16 protein-coding genes are annotated in these 15,806 nt (G+C 71.0%); 13 read left to right on the top strand and 3 right to left on the bottom strand.

What is annotated here, in order from left to right; all coding sequences use genetic code 11:
• Positions 1 to 123: 123 nt before the first annotated feature.
• The 7 genes from rimO (at position 124) to AB0C75_RS34985 (ending at position 4,745) form a co-directional block, all read left to right on the top strand.
• Positions 124 to 1,602, top strand: coding sequence for a 30S ribosomal protein S12 methylthiotransferase RimO (rimO, locus tag AB0C75_RS35015; protein WP_362896434.1), 1,479 nt, complete (start codon positions 124 to 126; stop codon positions 1,600 to 1,602).
• Positions 1,599 to 2,315, top strand: a complete 717-nt coding sequence (pgsA, locus tag AB0C75_RS35010; protein WP_362896433.1) for a CDP-diacylglycerol--glycerol-3-phosphate 3-phosphatidyltransferase — start codon at positions 1,599 to 1,601, stop codon at positions 2,313 to 2,315. Before rimO ends, pgsA begins: the two co-directional genes overlap by 4 nt.
• A complete protein-coding gene (locus AB0C75_RS35005; protein ID WP_362896432.1) occupies positions 2,312 to 2,824 on the top strand; it encodes a nicotinamide-nucleotide amidohydrolase family protein in 513 nt (170 codons plus the stop codon). The genes pgsA and AB0C75_RS35005 overlap by 4 nt, the downstream gene beginning before the upstream one ends.
• A gap of 109 nt (positions 2,825 to 2,933) precedes the next feature.
• Positions 2,934 to 3,317, top strand: a complete 384-nt coding sequence (locus tag AB0C75_RS35000) for a helix-turn-helix transcriptional regulator (RefSeq protein ID WP_014153702.1) — start codon at positions 2,934 to 2,936, stop codon at positions 3,315 to 3,317.
• Between the two features lie 226 nt (positions 3,318 to 3,543).
• Entirely contained in the window at positions 3,544 to 4,014 is a 471-nt protein-coding gene (locus AB0C75_RS34995) for a DNA starvation/stationary phase protection protein (protein WP_362896431.1), read from the top strand.
• 32 nt (positions 4,015 to 4,046) lie between these two features.
• The gene (locus AB0C75_RS34990) at positions 4,047 to 4,238 is read left to right on the top strand and encodes a CsbD family protein (RefSeq protein ID WP_362896430.1); all 192 of its coding nucleotides are present in this window, start codon (positions 4,047 to 4,049) and stop codon (positions 4,236 to 4,238) included.
• A gap of 228 nt (positions 4,239 to 4,466) precedes the next feature.
• Positions 4,467 to 4,745, top strand: a complete 279-nt coding sequence (locus tag AB0C75_RS34985) for a hypothetical protein (RefSeq protein ID WP_362896428.1) — start codon at positions 4,467 to 4,469, stop codon at positions 4,743 to 4,745.
• Between the two features lie 3 nt (positions 4,746 to 4,748).
• On the opposite strand, the gene AB0C75_RS34980 is transcribed toward AB0C75_RS34985, so the two are convergent.
• Together AB0C75_RS34980 and AB0C75_RS34975 are read right to left on the bottom strand one after the other, a co-directional pair.
• Positions 4,749 to 5,561 (bottom strand): DNA-formamidopyrimidine glycosylase family protein, encoded by an 813-nt coding sequence (locus AB0C75_RS34980; protein WP_362896426.1) that lies wholly within the window; start codon positions 5,559 to 5,561, stop codon positions 4,749 to 4,751.
• 63 nt (positions 5,562 to 5,624) lie between these two features.
• Positions 5,625 to 10,340, bottom strand: coding sequence for a DEAD/DEAH box helicase (locus AB0C75_RS34975; protein WP_362896424.1), 4,716 nt, complete (start codon positions 10,338 to 10,340; stop codon positions 5,625 to 5,627).
• 103 nt (positions 10,341 to 10,443) lie between these two features.
• Between AB0C75_RS34975 and AB0C75_RS34970 the strand changes: the two genes are divergently transcribed.
• From AB0C75_RS34970 to AB0C75_RS34960, 3 genes are read left to right on the top strand one after another with little or no spacing between them, the layout of a single operon-like run.
• The gene (locus AB0C75_RS34970) at positions 10,444 to 11,307 is read left to right on the top strand and encodes an AraC family transcriptional regulator (RefSeq protein WP_362896422.1); all 864 of its coding nucleotides are present in this window, start codon (positions 10,444 to 10,446) and stop codon (positions 11,305 to 11,307) included.
• Complete coding sequence (locus tag AB0C75_RS34965) at positions 11,294 to 12,064, top strand: AzlC family ABC transporter permease (protein WP_362896449.1); 771 nt, start codon at positions 11,294 to 11,296, stop codon at positions 12,062 to 12,064. The genes AB0C75_RS34970 and AB0C75_RS34965 overlap by 14 nt, the downstream gene beginning before the upstream one ends.
• On the top strand, positions 12,061 to 12,366 hold the full coding sequence (locus AB0C75_RS34960; RefSeq protein WP_362896420.1) for an AzlD domain-containing protein: 306 nt from the start codon (positions 12,061 to 12,063) through the stop codon (positions 12,364 to 12,366). The genes AB0C75_RS34965 and AB0C75_RS34960 overlap by 4 nt, the downstream gene beginning before the upstream one ends.
• A 10-nt stretch (positions 12,367 to 12,376) precedes the next feature.
• Here the strand turns inward: AB0C75_RS34960 and AB0C75_RS34955 are convergent, their stop codons facing one another.
• Positions 12,377 to 13,291, bottom strand: coding sequence for a hypothetical protein (locus AB0C75_RS34955; RefSeq protein ID WP_362896418.1), 915 nt, complete (start codon positions 13,289 to 13,291; stop codon positions 12,377 to 12,379).
• Positions 13,292 to 13,371: 80 nt separating this feature from the next.
• Between AB0C75_RS34955 and AB0C75_RS34950 the strand changes: the two genes are divergently transcribed.
• The 3 genes from AB0C75_RS34950 to recA form a co-directional block, all read left to right on the top strand.
• Positions 13,372 to 13,566, top strand: a complete 195-nt coding sequence (locus tag AB0C75_RS34950; RefSeq protein WP_362896416.1) for a DUF3046 domain-containing protein — start codon at positions 13,372 to 13,374, stop codon at positions 13,564 to 13,566.
• A gap of 203 nt (positions 13,567 to 13,769) precedes the next feature.
• Positions 13,770 to 14,927, top strand: a complete 1,158-nt coding sequence (locus AB0C75_RS34945; protein WP_362896447.1) for an AI-2E family transporter — start codon at positions 13,770 to 13,772, stop codon at positions 14,925 to 14,927.
• A gap of 227 nt (positions 14,928 to 15,154) precedes the next feature.
• A partial coding sequence (gene recA, locus AB0C75_RS34940; RefSeq protein WP_362896414.1) for a recombinase RecA occupies positions 15,155 to 15,806 on the top strand: 652 nt, incomplete at its 3' end.

Raw genomic sequence — 15,806 nt, 5'->3', positions numbered from 1 at the left:
CTTCACCGCTTCACCGCTTCACCGCTTCACCGCTCCACCGCTCCACCGACTGTTTCGGTCACTCCGCGTAGCAGTGAACCCTGCACGGCAGGAGGAGTGCCGGGACAAAGTAGTCTTGAGCCCATGCCCGAACGCCGTACCGTCGCCCTTGTCACTCTTGGCTGCGCCCGTAACGAGGTGGACTCGGAGGAGCTCGCAGGCCGCTTGGCAGCGGACGGCTGGGAGCTCGTCGAGAACGCCACGGACGCGGATGTCGCCGTAGTCAACACCTGTGGGTTCGTCGAAGCCGCCAAGAAGGACTCCGTCGATGCCCTGCTCGAAGCCAACGATCTGAAGGATCACGGCAGAACCCAGGCCGTCGTAGCCGTCGGCTGCATGGCCGAGCGCTACGGCAAGGACCTTGCCGAGGCGCTGCCCGAAGCGGACGGGGTGCTCGGTTTCGACGACTACACCGACATCTCCGACCGCCTGCAGACCATCCTCAACGGCGGCATCCACGCCTCCCACACCCCGCGCGACCGGCGCAAGCTGCTGCCGATCAGCCCGGCCGAGCGCCAGGACGCAGCCGTCGCGCTGCCCGGGCACGCCCAGGAGATCACACCGGCCCCCGCGGACCTGCCGGAAGGTGTCGCGCCGGTCTCAGGGCCGCGGGCGCCTCTGCGCCGGAGGCTGGGCACCAGCCCGGTGGCCTCGGTGAAGCTCGCGTCGGGCTGCGACCGGCGCTGCTCGTTCTGCGCCATTCCGTCCTTCCGCGGCTCATTCATCTCGCGGCGCCCCTCCGACGTACTCGGCGAGACCCGCTGGCTCGCCGGCGAGGGAGTCAAGGAGGTCATGCTCGTCTCCGAGAACAACACCTCGTACGGCAAGGACCTCGGCGACATCAGGCTCCTGGAGACCCTGCTGCCCGAGCTCGCCGACGTCGAGGGGATCGAGCGGATCCGCGTCAGCTACCTGCAGCCCGCCGAGATGCGGCCGGGACTGATCGACGTACTCACCTCGACGCCGAAGGTCGCCCCGTACTTCGACCTCTCCTTCCAGCACTCCGCCCCCGGCGTCCTGCGCGCGATGCGCAGGTTCGGTGACACGGACCGTTTCCTCGAATTGCTGGACACCATTCGGTCGAAGGCGCCGCAGGCCGGTGCGCGGTCGAACTTCATCGTGGGATTCCCCGGTGAGACGGAGGCCGACCTCGCCGAGCTGGAACGCTTCCTCACCGGCGCACGCCTGGACGCCATCGGGGTCTTCGGCTACTCCGACGAGGACGGCACCGAGGCGGTCGGTTACGAGAACAAGCTGGATGCCGACGTCATCGCCGAGCGCCTCGCGCACATCTCGCAGCTCGCCGAGGAGCTGACCTCGCAGCGTGCCGAGGAGCGGGTCGGTGAAACCCTCCAGGTCCTCGTCGAGTCGGTGGAGTCCGACGAGGACGGGCCCGTGGCGGTGGGCCGAGCCGCCCACCAGGCGCCGGAAACGGACGGCCAGGTGGTCTTCACCGCACGCGAGGGGCTCGTGCCGGGCCGTATGGTCGAAGCGAAGGCAGTGGGCACCGAGGGAGTGGACCTCGTGGCCGAACACCACGAGCTTGCGGAGGCAGCCAGATGACGGGAGCCCCGGCATCCGCGGCGGGCGGCTCCGGCGCGACGCCGGCGCCCCGCGGCGGCAAGCTGGGAGCGGCGGCCGTCAACCAGGCCGGCCTGTGGAACATCGCGAACATCCTCACGATGGCGCGGCTGCTGCTCGTCCCCGGTTTCGTCGTGCTGCTCCTGCACGACGGCGGCTACGACCCGGTATGGCGTTCCTTCGCCTGGGCCGCCTTCGCCGTCGCGATGATCACCGATGTGTTCGACGGCCATCTGGCGCGCGCGTACAACCTGGTCACCGACTTCGGGAAGATCGCCGACCCGATCGCGGACAAGGCGATCATGGGTGCGGCGCTGATCTGTCTCTCCTGGCTCGGGGATCTGCCGTGGTGGATCACCGGCGTGATCCTCTTCCGTGAGCTCGGCATCACGCTCATGCGTTTCTGGGTCATCCGGCACTCGGTGATCCCCGCCAGCCGGGGCGGGAAGATGAAGACCCTGGCCCAGGGCGTCGCCGTGGGCATGTACGTCCTGGCGCTGACGGGTCCCCTGGCGACCCTGCGCTTCTGGGTGATGATGGTGGCCGTCGTCCTGACGGTCGTCACCGGCCTCGACTACGTACGCCAGGCCGTCGTGCTGCGCCGCCACGGGATCGAGGCCGAGCGGGCCGCCGACATGGAGGCGGCCGGGGAGAGCGCGGCGGACACCCGGAGCGCAGCGGAGGCCGAGCGGTGACGGCTGCGGCCTCGCAGGTCCTGCGGCAGCTTCAGGGGCGCGGTGAGACGCTCGCGGTCGCCGAGTCCCTCACCGGCGGTCTGGTGGCCGCCGAGCTCACTTCCGTGCCCGGGGCATCGAAGTGCTTCCGCGGGTCAGTCACGGCGTATGCCACGCCTCTGAAGCGGGATGTGCTGGGCGTCGACGGCGTGCTGCTCGCCGATCGCGGCGCGGTGGACCCGGATGTCGCCCTGGAGATGGCCGCCGGCGTACGCCGGGTGCTGGGCGCGGACTGGGGCATCTCGACCACCGGGGTCGCCGGGCCCGAGCCGCAGGACGGCAAACCCGTCGGAACGGTTTTCATAGCCGTTTCGGGGCCGGGCGGTGTACAGAAAGTGGCCGAGCTGAGGTTGAACGGCGGAAGGACGGACATCCGTAAGGAGAGTGTGCGGAGCCTGCTCCACCTGCTCTCCGGCGAACTCGGTGAAAATGCGGGGACACAGGATACGGAACAGAACGGGGGGAATTGATGTTTGCAGCCCTGAGTGAACACGACATCGCTCCCCGCACGGCCGCAGCGCAAGGCGGTACGGTGGGGCGTGAAGGATGCGGCTACGCGGTCCGAGGAGGGAGCCACCGATGATTCTGCTCCGTCGCCTGCTTGGTGACGTGCTGCGTCGGCAGCGCCAGCGCCAAGGCCGTACTCTGCGCGAAGTCTCCTCGTCCGCCCGAGTCTCGCTCGGCTATCTCTCCGAGGTGGAGCGGGGGCAGAAGGAGGCGTCCTCCGAACTGCTCTCCGCCATTTGCGACGCGTTGGACGTACGGATGTCCGAGCTCATGCGTGAAGTGAGCGATGAGCTGTCGCTGGCCGAGCTGGCCGAGTCGGCAGCAGCCAGTGATGCAGTGCCTGTGCCGGTACGCCCGATGCTCAATTCCGTCTCTGTCGCGTCGGTCGCCGGCGTTCCGACGGGACGGGTGACCATCAAGGCGCCCGCAGAGGCGGTGGATGTCGTCGCCGCCTGACCGCACGGTTCGTGGTGAACGAAAGCCCCGGTCGGCCCCGCGAGGGGTCGGCCGGGGCTTTCGCGTACCCGGTGTGTGCGAGGCCGTTCGCGGGGCAGGCGGGGGGTGAGGCCGAAGGGTAATTACCCGGAACGCGCTCAAATGCCCCTTCAGTGCCATATGTGCCATTGTGGACAGATGGTAAGGCGAACAAGCTAGGCGAACAGCTATCTGAACGGAGAAGTGCATGTCTGTCGTGAAGAGCGCCTTGTCCGATGCGGATCGCAAGGCCGTCGGAGACGCGCTGCAAGGTGCGCTGGTCGATTTGATCGACCTCTCCCTGGTGGCCAAGCAGGTCCACTGGAACGTGGTCGGCCCGCGCTTCCGCTCCGTGCACCTTCAGCTCGACGAGGTCGTCGATACGGCGCGGCAGCACTCGGACACGGTGGCGGAGAGGGCTTCCGCGGTCGGCGTCAACCCGGACGGCCGGTCCCGGACGCTCGCGAAGACGACGGCGATCGATTCCGTGCCCGACGGCTGGATCAAGGACGTCGACGCGGTGAGGGTGCTCGTCGACGCGCTCCGTGTGGTCATCGACCGCATGCGGGAGCGGATCGAGGCGACCGACGAACCCGATCCCATCAGCCAGGACATCCTGATCACGCTCACCGCGGATCTCGAGAAGCACGCGTGGATGTTCCAGGCGGAAAGCGCCTGAATCCGAACGCGCACCCGAGGAAAGGAGTCACCGTGACGGACAAGAGCGCCATGGACAAGCTCAAGGGCAAGGCCAAGGAAGCGACCGGCAAGGCCACCGGCGACCGCCGCAAGGAGACCGAGGGCAAGTCCGACCAGGCCAAGGCCAAGGCGGAGGACAAGCTGGGCGCCACGGGCGACCGCGCGAAGGGACTCAAGGATTCCCTCACCGACGACGACAAGTAGAAGCCGAACCTCCACCGGTGCCCCGCGGATCCGGTCCGCGGGGCACCGGCATGCCGGGGGCGGCCGCGGGATGCAGTCGGCGCCGACCCGGGAGAAACTGCGGAAGAGGCCGGAAGGCCGCCGGAATCGCTGTGGTTCCGCCAGCGCCGTGTGCACGCCTGGTCGTGCGCCGATGCGCCCTCCCGCCAGGAGATCGTGCCGTACTAGCGTCGGCCGGAGGAGGCAGCCATGGTGCGGCGATGGGTGCCGGCGCTCGTCCTCGGTGGCGTGTGGTGGTGGGCGGTGCTGCGGCTGTTCCTGGAGCCGCGGCACGCCGGACTGGTCGAGGGCGCGGTGGCGGCCGGGGGATGGGGGCTGAGCCTCCTGCCCGTCCATGTGGCGTCCACGGTGCGGCCGGAGCGCGCTGTGGACGATCCCGGCCTGGACGATCCCGGCCTGGACGGTCGCGGCTTGGACGGTCCAGACCCGGACGATCCTGACCCGGCCCGCAGGGACATACCCTCCTAGCGATCACGGGACGGGGACCGGCCCGGTCTGGCAGTGCGGACACCAGTAGGCGGGACGGTTGTCACGGTCCGCCACCCGGACGGTCGTGCGGCAGCGCAGGCAGGGACGCCCGGCCCGCCCGTAGACGAAGAGACGCTCCCGCGCCTGGCTGCGGGACATGGCGGGGGTCGCGCCGGTCGTGGTCCTCACCGGGCGGTCGCGATTGGCCACCAGGAGCTGTTCGGCCGTGCTGACCAGACGTGCGGCGATGCTCGAGGGCAGCTCGCCCACCGGAAGCCAAGGCGTCGCACGGGCCATGAAGCAGAGCTCGCACATATAGACATTGCCGATACCGGCCAGATTGCGCTGGTCCAGAAGCGCGTCCCCGACCGGGCGTCCGGGGTCGGCGAGCAGATTGCGCAGAGCGAGGTCCGGGTCCCAGTCCTGACCCAGCAGATCGGGGCCGAGGTGCCCCACGACCTGCCCTTCGTCCACGGTGCGCAGCAGCTCGAGCACGGGCAGCCGATAGCCGACGGCGCTGCGCTCCGCGGTGGCGAGCACGGCGCGGATCTGGTGGCCGGGCCCGCCCCGCCAGCGTTCGCCGGCCTCGTACACACGCCAGGCGCCCTCCATGCGCAGATGGCTGTGGAGGGTGAGGCCGTCCTGGAAGCGGGTCAGCAGGTGCTTGCCGCGTGCGGTGACGCCCAGGACCGTCCGGCCGGACAGGTCGGCCGTGGCGAAGCGTGGGACCCGCAGGTCGCCGACCGTGAGCACCTGGCCGGCGAGTGCCGTGTCGAGACGCCGGGCGGTCTGCAGGACCGTGTCACCTTCGGGCATGCGTCCATGATGCGCGGACCGGGCCGCGCGGGGGTCCCCGGCTCGCGCCGAAGCCGGTCGTGCTCAGGCGCGCAGCCGCAGGCCTCTCGGAGTGGCGAGGAAGCCGGCCGCCTCCAGGGTGCGGCCCAGCGGGGAGGTGAGCGAGGAAGCGCCGTTCGTACGCTCCACCGTGATCGTGCCGAGTGTTCCCGCGCGGGCGGCCGAGGCGAGGGCTCCGGCCGCGGCCTGGAGCGCCGGGTCGGCGGGGTCCGTGGGCCACGCGAGGAGGGACTTGCCGCCGCGCTCCATGTAGAGCGTCAGCTCGCCGTCCACGAGGACCACCAGCGCACCCGCCTTGCGGCCCGGTTTGTGTCCCGCGCCGTCCGGCGACTCGGGCCAGGGCAGGGCGGCGCCGTACGCGTTGGCGGGGTCGGCCGCCGCGAGGACCAGCGCGCGGGGGGCGGCGCCCGGGTCCGCGCGGTCGCGCGCGGTGGACACCGCTCTGAGCCGGTCCACGGCGCCGTCCATGGCGAACTGGGCCGCTCCCAGCCCCTCGACGACATAACCACGGCGGGCCTGCCCGCTGTCCTCGAACGCGGCAAGGATGCGGTAGACCGCCGAGAACCCGCCCTCGACGCCTTCGGCCTGCACCGCGCCACGCGTCACCACACCGTGGCGGTCGAGGAGCGTCCTGGCCAGGGCATGCGCGCGATGGGTCGGCTCCGGCTCGGGCGGTGGCAGCAGCGACCAGCGTCCGGACACCGTCGGCGGGCCGGTACGGGACGTGGGACGGGCGGCGGCGGTCAGCGTCCCGTAACGGCCACGTGGCACATTGCGCCGTGCGCGATGAGCGGTGGAGCCCGCCGTACGCCCCGATCCGAGGAGCGAACGCAGGGGGGCGAGCGTGTCATTGGTGAGGCGGCCCGACCAGACCAGGTCCCAGAGCGCCTCGGCCAGCTGGGGATCGGTGCAGTCCGGATGGGTGGTGGCACGGACCTGATCGGCGATCTGCCGGAAGAAGAGCCCGAACCCACCGGAGAGCACGGTCAGAACCGACTCGTGCAGCGCGGTCTCCTCCAGCGGGAGGGGCGGCGGGAGGAGCAGCGGCGCACTGTCGGCGAGATGGACGGATAGCCAGCCGTCCTTCCCCGGGAGGGCGCCCGCGCCCGCCCAGACGACCTCGCCGGTGGTCGTCAGCTCGTCGAGCATGGCGGGGGTGTAGCCCGCGACGCGGCTCGGCAGGATCAGCTTCTCCAGGGCGGACGCGGGGACCGGGGCACCCTGCAACTGCTCGATGGCGCGGGCCAGCCCGTCGATGCCTCGCAGGCTGTTGTCGCCGACGTGCTGCCACTGGGGGAGGAAGCCGGCCAGCGCGGCGGGCGGAACAGGCTCCACCTCCTGGCGGAGCGAGGCGAGCGAACGGCGGCGCAGCCGGCGCAGGACGGTGGCATCGCACCACTCCTGGCCGATGCCGGCGGGGTGGAACTCGCCCTGGACGACGCGGCCCGAAGCGGCGAGCCGCTGCAGCGCTCCGTCCGTGACTGCGGTGCCCAGGCCGAAACGGCTCGCCGCCTGCGTCGAGGTGAACGGCCCGTGCGTACGGGCGAACCGGGCGAGGAGGTCGCCGAGCGGATCCTTGACAGGCTCGGTGAACGCCTCGGGGACACCCACCGGAAGTGCGGTGCCGAGCGCGTCGCGCAGCCGGCCCGCGTCCTCGACAGCCGCCCGGTGAGCGGCGCCGCCGATGCGGACCTGGATGGCGCGCCGGGACGTCTCCAGCTCCGCCGCCCATCCGCTCCGCGCTCCGCGCTCCGCCAACTCGGCGTCGGTGAGGGGGCCGAGCACCCGCAGCAGATCGGCGACCCCCTCGACGTCCTTGATCTTCCTGTCGTCGGTCAGCCACTGGAGCTCCCGCTCGAGCTCGCCCAGGACGTCGGCGTCCAGCAGCTCCCGCAGCTCCGCCTGGCCGAGCAGCTCCGCCAGGAGATGGGAGTCGAGCGAGAGCGCGGCCGCCCGCCGCTCGGCGAGGGGCGAGTCGCCCTCGTACAGGAACTGCGCGACATAGCCGAAGAGGAGGGAACGGGCGAACGGTGACGGCTCGGGTGTCGTCACCTCGACCAGACGGATGCGGCGCGACTCCAGATCGCCCATCAGCTCGGTGAGACCCGGGACGTCGAAGACGTCCTGGAGGCACTCGCGGACCGCTTCGAGGACGATCGGGAACGAGCCGAACTCGGAGGCCACCTGGAGCAGCTGGGAGGCGCGCTGGCGCTGCTGCCACAGAGGGGTGCGCTTTCCCGGGCTGCGCCGGGGCAGCAGCAACGCACGCGCGGCGCATTCACGGAACCGGGAGGCGAACAGGGCTGATCCGCCGACCTGTTCGGTGACGACCTGGCCGATCTCGCTCTTGTCGAACACCACGTCGGTGGCGCCGACGGGCGGCTGCTCGCCGTCGTGCCCGGCGGCGGGGAACACCGGGCCGGCCTCGCCGCGCGCCGGTCCGCCTCCGGCCTCGCCGGGCGCGTCCGCCTGGACCGGATCGAAGTCGAGGAGGTCCAGACCCATCAGATCGGCGTCGGGCAGCCGCAGCACGATGCCGTCGTCCGCGTGCATGACCTGTGCGTCCATGCCGTACCGCTCGCCGAGCCGGGCAGACAGGGCCAGGGCCCACGGGGCGTGCACCTGGGCGCCGAACGGCGAGTGCACCACGACGCGCCAGTCACCCAGCTCGTCCCGGAACCTCTCGACCAGAATGGTCCGGTCGTCGGGGACGTGGCCGCAGGCCCGACGCTGCTCGTCGAGGTAGGACAGGATGTTGTCGGCGGCCCAGGCGTCGAGTCCTGCGGCGAGCAGCCGGAGCCTGGCGTCCTCGGTGGACAGCCCGCCGATCTCGCGGAGGAACGCACCCAGCGCACGGCCCAGCTCCAGCGGCCGGCCCAGCTGGTCGCCCTTCCAGAACGGCAGCCTGCCGGGGACTCCGGGGGCGGGCGAGACCAGGACCCGGTCACGGGTGATGTCCTCGATCCGCCAGGATGTGGTGCCCAGGGTGAAGACGTCGCCCGCCCGGGACTCGTAGACCATCTCCTCGTCCAGCTCGCCGACGCGCCCGCCGCCCTTCTTCGGGTCGGCGCCTGCCAGGAAGACGCCGAAGAGCCCGCGGTCGGGAATGGTGCCGCCCGAGGTGACGGCGAGCCGCTGGGCGCCGGGGCGCCCGGTGACCGTGCCGGTGACGCGGTCCCACACCACGCGCGGCCGCAGCTCCGCGAACGCGTCGGACGGGTAGCGCCCGGCGAGCATGTCGAGCACGGAGGTGAACGCCGATTCCGGGAGCGCGGCGAAGGGGGCCGCCCGGCGGGCGAGGGCGAGCAGGTCGTCCGCCTGCCAGCTGTCGAGCGCCACCGTGGCGACGATCTGCTGGGCGAGGACGTCCAGAGGGTTGGACGGGATCCGCAGCGCCTCGATGGCGCCCTCACGCATCCGCTCGGTGACGACGGCGGCCTGCACCAGATCGCCCCGGTACTTGGGGAAGACCACCCCGGTGGACACGGCGCCGACCTGGTGCCCGGCACGCCCCACCCGCTGCAGCCCCGATGCCACGGACGGCGGCGACTCGACCTGGATCACCAGGTCGACCGCGCCCATGTCGATCCCCAGCTCCAGGCTGGAGGTGGCGACCACGGCCGGCAGCCGGCCCGCTTTGAGGTCCTCCTCGACCTGGGAGCGCTGCTCCTTGGACACCGAGCCGTGGTGCGCACGGGCGAGGACGGCCGGTGCACCCTTCGCGGCCCCGGACTGGGCCATGATCTCGGCGGGGGAGTGGGCCTCAGGCAGGGGCCGGCCCGCCCCTGGCTCCTCCTCGAAGGCGGTGCCGGTCGCCCGCTCGTAGGCGATCTCGTTCAGCCGGTTGCACAGGCGCTCCGCCAGCCGCCGGGAGTTGGCGAAGACGATCGTGGAGCGGTGAGCCTGGACGAGATCGGCGATCCGCTCCTCGACATGAGGCCAGATCGACGGCTTCTCCGCCTGGCCGCCCTCGTCGCCCGTGGCGGGGGAGCCGCTCAGCTCGCCCAGATCCTCCACCGGAACCACGACGGAGAGGTCGAACTCCTTGGTGGAGCGGGGCTGGACGATCTCCACCTTCCGCTGCGGCGACAGGAACCGGGCGACCTCGTCGACCGGGCGGACCGTCGCCGACAGCCCGATACGCCGCGCGGGCCTCGGCAGCAGCTCGTCCAGACGCTCCAGCGACAGCGCGAGGTGGGCACCGCGCTTGGTGCCCGCGACCGCATGCACCTCGTCCACGATCACCGTCTCGATCCCGGCGAGCGCGTCCCTGGTCGATGACGTGAGCATCAGGAACAGGGATTCGGGGGTGGTGATCAGGATGTCCGGGGGTTTCGTCGCCATCGAACGGCGCTCGGCCGGCGGGGTGTCGCCGGAACGGATCCCCACCCGGATCTCCGGCTCCGGCAGGCCCAGACGCACCGACTCCTGACGGATCCCGGTCAGCGGCGAACGAAGATTCCGCTCCACGTCCACGGCGAGGGCCTTCATCGGTGACACGTACAGCACTCGGCAGCGCTTCTTCGTCTCGGCGGGCGGCGGCACGGCAGCCAGCCGGTCAAGGGAGGCGAGGAAGGCCGCGAGTGTCTTGCCCGACCCGGTCGGAGCGACGACCAGCACGTCCGAACCCTCGCCGATGGCCCGCCAGGCGCCCTCCTGGGCCGCGGTGGGCGCGTCGAAGGCGCCCGCGAACCAGCTGCGGGTCGCGGGCGAGAACGAATCGAGTGCGGAACCGGCCATGACCCCCATCGTGCACCCCGCCACTGACAACGGCCGGTGGACGTGCCCGCCGCCCGCGTTCCCGGACTTCGGCCACCCGCCCGGACCTGCGAGAATGACGAGCATGGCCGAGCCCCGGGCGACACAGGAATGGGCGAGGCACTGGCAGTACGCGGAGCTGCCCGACCTGGATCTGCTGCGGGCCCGGTACGTCCGCCACACCTTTCCCCGCCACAGCCATGAGGGCTACGTCCTCGCCACGATCACCAGCGGGGTCGAGGACGTCGGACTCCCCGACGGCACCCTGCACGCCGGACCCGGCACCGTGATCATGATCAATCCGGAGGTGCCGCACACCGCCCGCGCCGGAGTGCCCGAGGGATGGGTGTACGCCACGCTCTATCCGTCCGCCCAGGTGGTCAACGACATCGCGGCCGACCTGACGGACCTGCGCGGCACGGTCGACTTCGCCGAGACCGGCGTGCCCGACCCGTATGCCGCCCGGCTGATCACCGAGGTCCATCGGGCGGCCGAGGAGGGCAACGCCCTGGCCGCCGACAGCGTCCTGCGCGTCCTGGTCGCCCGGCTGCTCGACCGCCACGGCAACGTGCTGCCGGCCAGGGCTTCGCGCTTCGCCGGTGCCCGTGACGCCGCACGCGCGCGGAACGCGCTGGAGGAGCGGATGGAGCGGCCACCCACCCTGGAGGCGCTCGCCGCCGAGCTGGGAACCAGCCCGTTCGCGCTGCTGCGGGCCTTCAAGAAGGAGTACGGGATGCCCCCGCACACCTGGCTCACCGACGCCAGGGTCCGCCGCGCGCGGCGCATGCTCGACGCGGGGACCGCGCCCGCGGAGGCCGCCGCCGCTGTCGGCTTCACCGACCAGCCGCATCTCAACCGTCACTTCACCCGGATCGTGGGAGTGCCTCCGGGCGCCTACCGGCGCGAGCGCGCAGGAATGTACAAGACCGGCATGGATCTTTCCCCGTAGCGTTCCGGGCGTGGCAGAACAGACAGCACCCCTTCGCGAGAAGCCGGACAGTGCCGTCGTCCGGGACGCACTCGGCGTGGGCATAGCGGTAGGTCTCTCCGGGTTCGCCTTCGGCGTGACCTCGGCGGGCTCAGGACTGAGCCTTCTCCAGACCTGCGCGCTGAGCCTCCTCGTCTTCACCGGCGCCTCCCAGTTCGCCCTCGTGGGCGCCCTCGCGGTCGGCGGCAACCCCTACACCGCCGCGGCCGGAGCGTTCTTCCTGGGCATCCGCAACGCCTTCTACGGACTGCGGCTGTCGCAGCTCCTCGCCCTGCCGCGCGCCCTGCGCCCCCTCGCCGCCCAATGGGTCATCGACGAGACGACCGCCGTCACCCTGCCCCAGCCCACCAGGCGTGCCGCGCGTATCGGCTTCACCGTCACGGGGCTCACCCTCTACGTCCTGTGGAACCTGACCACGCTGGCGGGCGCACTCGGAGCGGAGGCGCTCGGCGACACCGACGCCTGGGGGCTGGACGCCGCCGGTCCCGCCGTGTTCCTCGCCCTGCTCGCGCCGATGCTGAAGAGTTACACCGAGCGTGTCACCGCGGGGCTCGCTGTCGTGCTGGCGCTGGGACTCCTGCCGGTGCTGCCGGCGGGCGCGCCCGTACTCGTGTCGGCGCTGGCGGCTCCGCTCGTCCTCTTCCTCAAGGGCAGGGACAGGGGCACAGGGGATGACGGGACCGACATCGGAAGCATGACGCCCGGGGAGGGCCGATGAACATCTGGATCGCCATCGGGCTCACCGCCGTAGGCTGCTATCTCGCGAAGCTCCTGGGCCTCCTGGTGCCCGCGGGAGCCCTGGAGCGCCCGTTGGTGCAACGGCTCTCCGCGCTGGTACCGGTGGCGCTGCTCGCGGCCCTCACCGCCCAGCAGACCTTCGCCGACGGACAACAGCTGGCGCTGGACGCCAGAGCGGCAGGGCTCGCAGCGGCCGCGCTCGCCCTCGTCCTGCGGGCTCCCTTCCTCGTCGTCGTCGGCACCGCCGTCGTGGTCACGGCTGGCGCGCGCGCCCTGTTCTGAAGGGGACGGATCAGCGCAGGGCCCGGCCGTAGGACCGGAGGGTCTGCAGAGCCTTCAGCGTCACGATCGGACGGCCCTCCAGGGCCGTCCCCGGTGCCCACTGCCGCCAGTTGACCGGCCAGCCGCCGTCCTCCTCCTGTTCGGCCGCCAGATGGTCCAGGGAGCTCTCCAGCTCGCCGTCGCTGAACCACCGACGGGCGAGCGACCCCGGCGTGCGGGCGTAGTCGTAAGGGAAGTGATGTTCCCCGGGGGCGTAGCCGGGGGCCACCGGGTACTCCGCGCGGCGCCGGGGGTCGAGCACCACCAGTCGCTGGTCGCGCACCAGTTGCCCCAGCCGGTCGGCGGCCGATTCGGCACGTCCGCGGTCGGGGACACCGTCCAGGAAGGCGACGGCCGCCTCGATCTCGTACGGATGGGACTGCTCCAGGGCGTCGACGGCGGCCCAGCAGAAGTCGGTGGCCCGGAACAGCCAGGCGTGCCAGACCTGATTTCGGTGCAGCAGCCCGACCACCGGGCCTGTCGCCAGCAGTTCGGCGGGCGGGTCGTCGACGACGGGGATGAAGGGCGCCGCGGGGTAGCCGCGCTGGGAGGGGTGGAGCGCGGGCAGCGCGCCCTCCTTGGTGGACACATCCGTCAGATAGCGGCAGATCCGTTCCACGCGCGGACCCTCGCAGCGGCCGATCGAGTCGAGAACGCTCAGCGCGTGGGCGGTGTGCAGCGGTTGACTCACGGGCCCGCGAAGATCGGGTTCGAGCGCGTGGCCGTAACCACCGTCCTCGTTCCGGTAGGCGGTGAGCGCGATCTCGACGGTGTCCGCGCTCCCTTCCAGGAAAAGATGGGCGAACCGCCGCTGTTCGAGAACGCGTGCGGTGAGCCAGACGAACTGCTCGGCGCGGGCGAGGGGATTTGCTCCGGTTCCAGCCATGGACCGACCGTAGAGGGGAAACCGCCGCCGGCAGGGCCCTCCCGGTCCGGCTGCACTCATAGGAGCGGGATACTGGGGGCATGCGGTTGACGATTTTCTGGGAACGGATGGCGGATCACTTCGGCGAGACGTACGCCGACTCCTTCGCACGCGATCACGTCATGGCGGAGCTCGGCGGCCGCACGGTGCACGAGGCCCTGGCCGCGGGCTGGGAGGCCAAGGACGTCTGGCGCGGGGTCTGCTCGGCGATGGGCGTGCCTCCGGACAAACGCTGAGCGAGGCGATAGCGCGCCCACCAGCGCCCCGCGTCACCTGCGTCACACCCGTCCCACTCGTCGCCCGCGCCGGTCCCTGCCGGGCCGCGCGGTCGGCTGTCACCGCGGTGAGCGAGACTTGTCGCGTGGCACCCACAGACGAGACCGCCCAGATCCAGCCGCCCGCCCCGCCGAACCCGCCGCCCGGCACCGGCCCCGCCCGCATGCCCGGCTGGCTGCCGCGCGCGATGGTCATGGCGCTGGCGCTCTTCGGGTGCTACCAGCTGGGCAGCTGGGCCTTCTACCAGCTCATCGGGCTGCTGACCAACATCCTCATCTCCTTCTTCCTGGCGCTGGCCGTCGAGCCGGCGGTCAGCCGCATGGCCGACCACGGGGTGCGCCGGGGACTCGCCACCTTCCTGGTCTTCCTCGCGGTGCTGGTCGCCGGGATCGGCTTCGTCTTCCTGCTCGGCTCGATGCTCGCCGGCCAGATCGTCGACATGGTCGAGGAGTTCCCCAAGTACCTCGACTCGGTGATCAACTGGGTCAACCAGACCTTCCACACGGAGCTCTCCCGGGTCCAGGTGCAGGACAGCCTGCTGCACTCCGACTGGCTCCAGAAATATGTGCAGAACAGCGCGACCGGGGTGCTGGACGTCTCCACCACCGTGCTCGGCGGGATGTTCCGGCTCTTGATGATCTTCCTGTTCTCCTTCTACTTCGCCGCCGACGGGCCCAGGCTGCGACGCGCGCTGTGCTCGGTGCTGCCGCCCTCCCGGCAGACCGAGGTGCTGCGCGCCTGGGAGATCGCGGTCGACAAGACCGGTGGCTACATCTACTCGCGCGGACTGATGGCGCTGATCTCCGGCGTGGCGCACTACATCTTGCTGGTGGCGCTCGGCGTGCCCTACGCACCCGCGCTCGCGGTCTGGGTCGGTCTCGTCTCGCAGTTCATCCCCACGATCGGCACGTATCTGGCGGGCGCGCTGCCCATGCTGATCGCGTTCACCGTCGACCCGTGGTACGCGCTGTGGGTCCTCGGTTTCGTCGTGGTCTACCAGCAGTTCGAGAACTACATGCTGCAGCCGAAGCTCACGGCAAGGACGGTCGACATCCATCCCGCTGTCGCCTTCGGCTCGGTGGTCGCGGGCACCGCGCTGATGGGTGCGGTCGGGGCGCTGGTCGCCATCCCCGCGGTCGCGACGCTCCAGGCCTTCCTTGGCGCCTACGTGAAGCGCTACGACGTGACGGACGATCCAAGGGTGCAGGGCGGCCACCGCTGGAGCCGTGGTGAGCCGATGCTGTCGAGGATCAGGCGGGCCGTGGCGGGCGGCAGGGACGACGCCGGCCGGGCCGGCGACGGCGGCCCGACCGTTCACTGACATCTTCGATGCCGGCCGTCGCGAGCCACTACGCTCGGCCGTGCCGGCCCGGCGCGGTGCGCTTGACAGCAAAATCGAACATCCATTCTCATGGAATTCCGGCCGGGTTTTGCCGGTCCGGCCGTGGAGTTGTCCACAGGCCGGGAGGACGTCGAGGCCCATTGTCAGTGGCAGGGGTTAGCGTCTGTGACGTGAAGCGATCGACTCAAGCAAATCGGGTGGAACCCATGGCAGGAACCGACCGCGAGAAGGCGCTGGACGCCGCACTCGCACAGATTGAACGGCAATTCGGCAAGGGCGCGGTGATGCGCCTGGGTGAGCGGCCGAACGAACCGATCGAGGTGATCCCCACCGGGTCCACCGCGCTCGACGTGGCGCTCGGCGTGGGCGGGCTTCCGCGTGGCCGTGTGGTGGAGGTGTACGGCCCGGAGTCCTCCGGTAAGACGACGCTGACGCTGCACGCCGTGGCGAACGCACAGAAGCTCGGCGGCTCGGTGGCGTTCATCGATGCCGAGCACGCGCTCGACCCGGAGTACGCGAAGAAGCTCGGCGTCGACATCGACAACCTCATCCTCTCGCAGCCTGACAACGGCGAGCAGGCGCTGGAGATCGTGGACATGCTCGTCCGTTCCGGTGCGCTCGACCTGATCGTCATCGACTCCGTCGCGGCCCTGGTGCCCCGTGCGGAGATCGAGGGCGAGATGGGCGACTCGCACGTGGGTCTGCAGGCGCGTCTGATGAGCCAGGCGCTGCGGAAGATCACCAGCGCGCTCAACCAGTCGAAGACGACGGCGATCTTCATCAACCAGCTGCGCGAGAAGATCGGCGTGATGTTCGGTTCGCCGGAGACCACGACGGGTGGCCGGGCGCTGAAGTTCT

This window comes from Streptomyces sp. NPDC048565, from assembly GCF_040650935.1.
Classification (GTDB): Bacteria; Actinomycetota; Actinomycetes; order Streptomycetales; family Streptomycetaceae; genus Streptomyces.
This window is presented reverse-complemented; position numbering and strand designations above follow the sequence as displayed.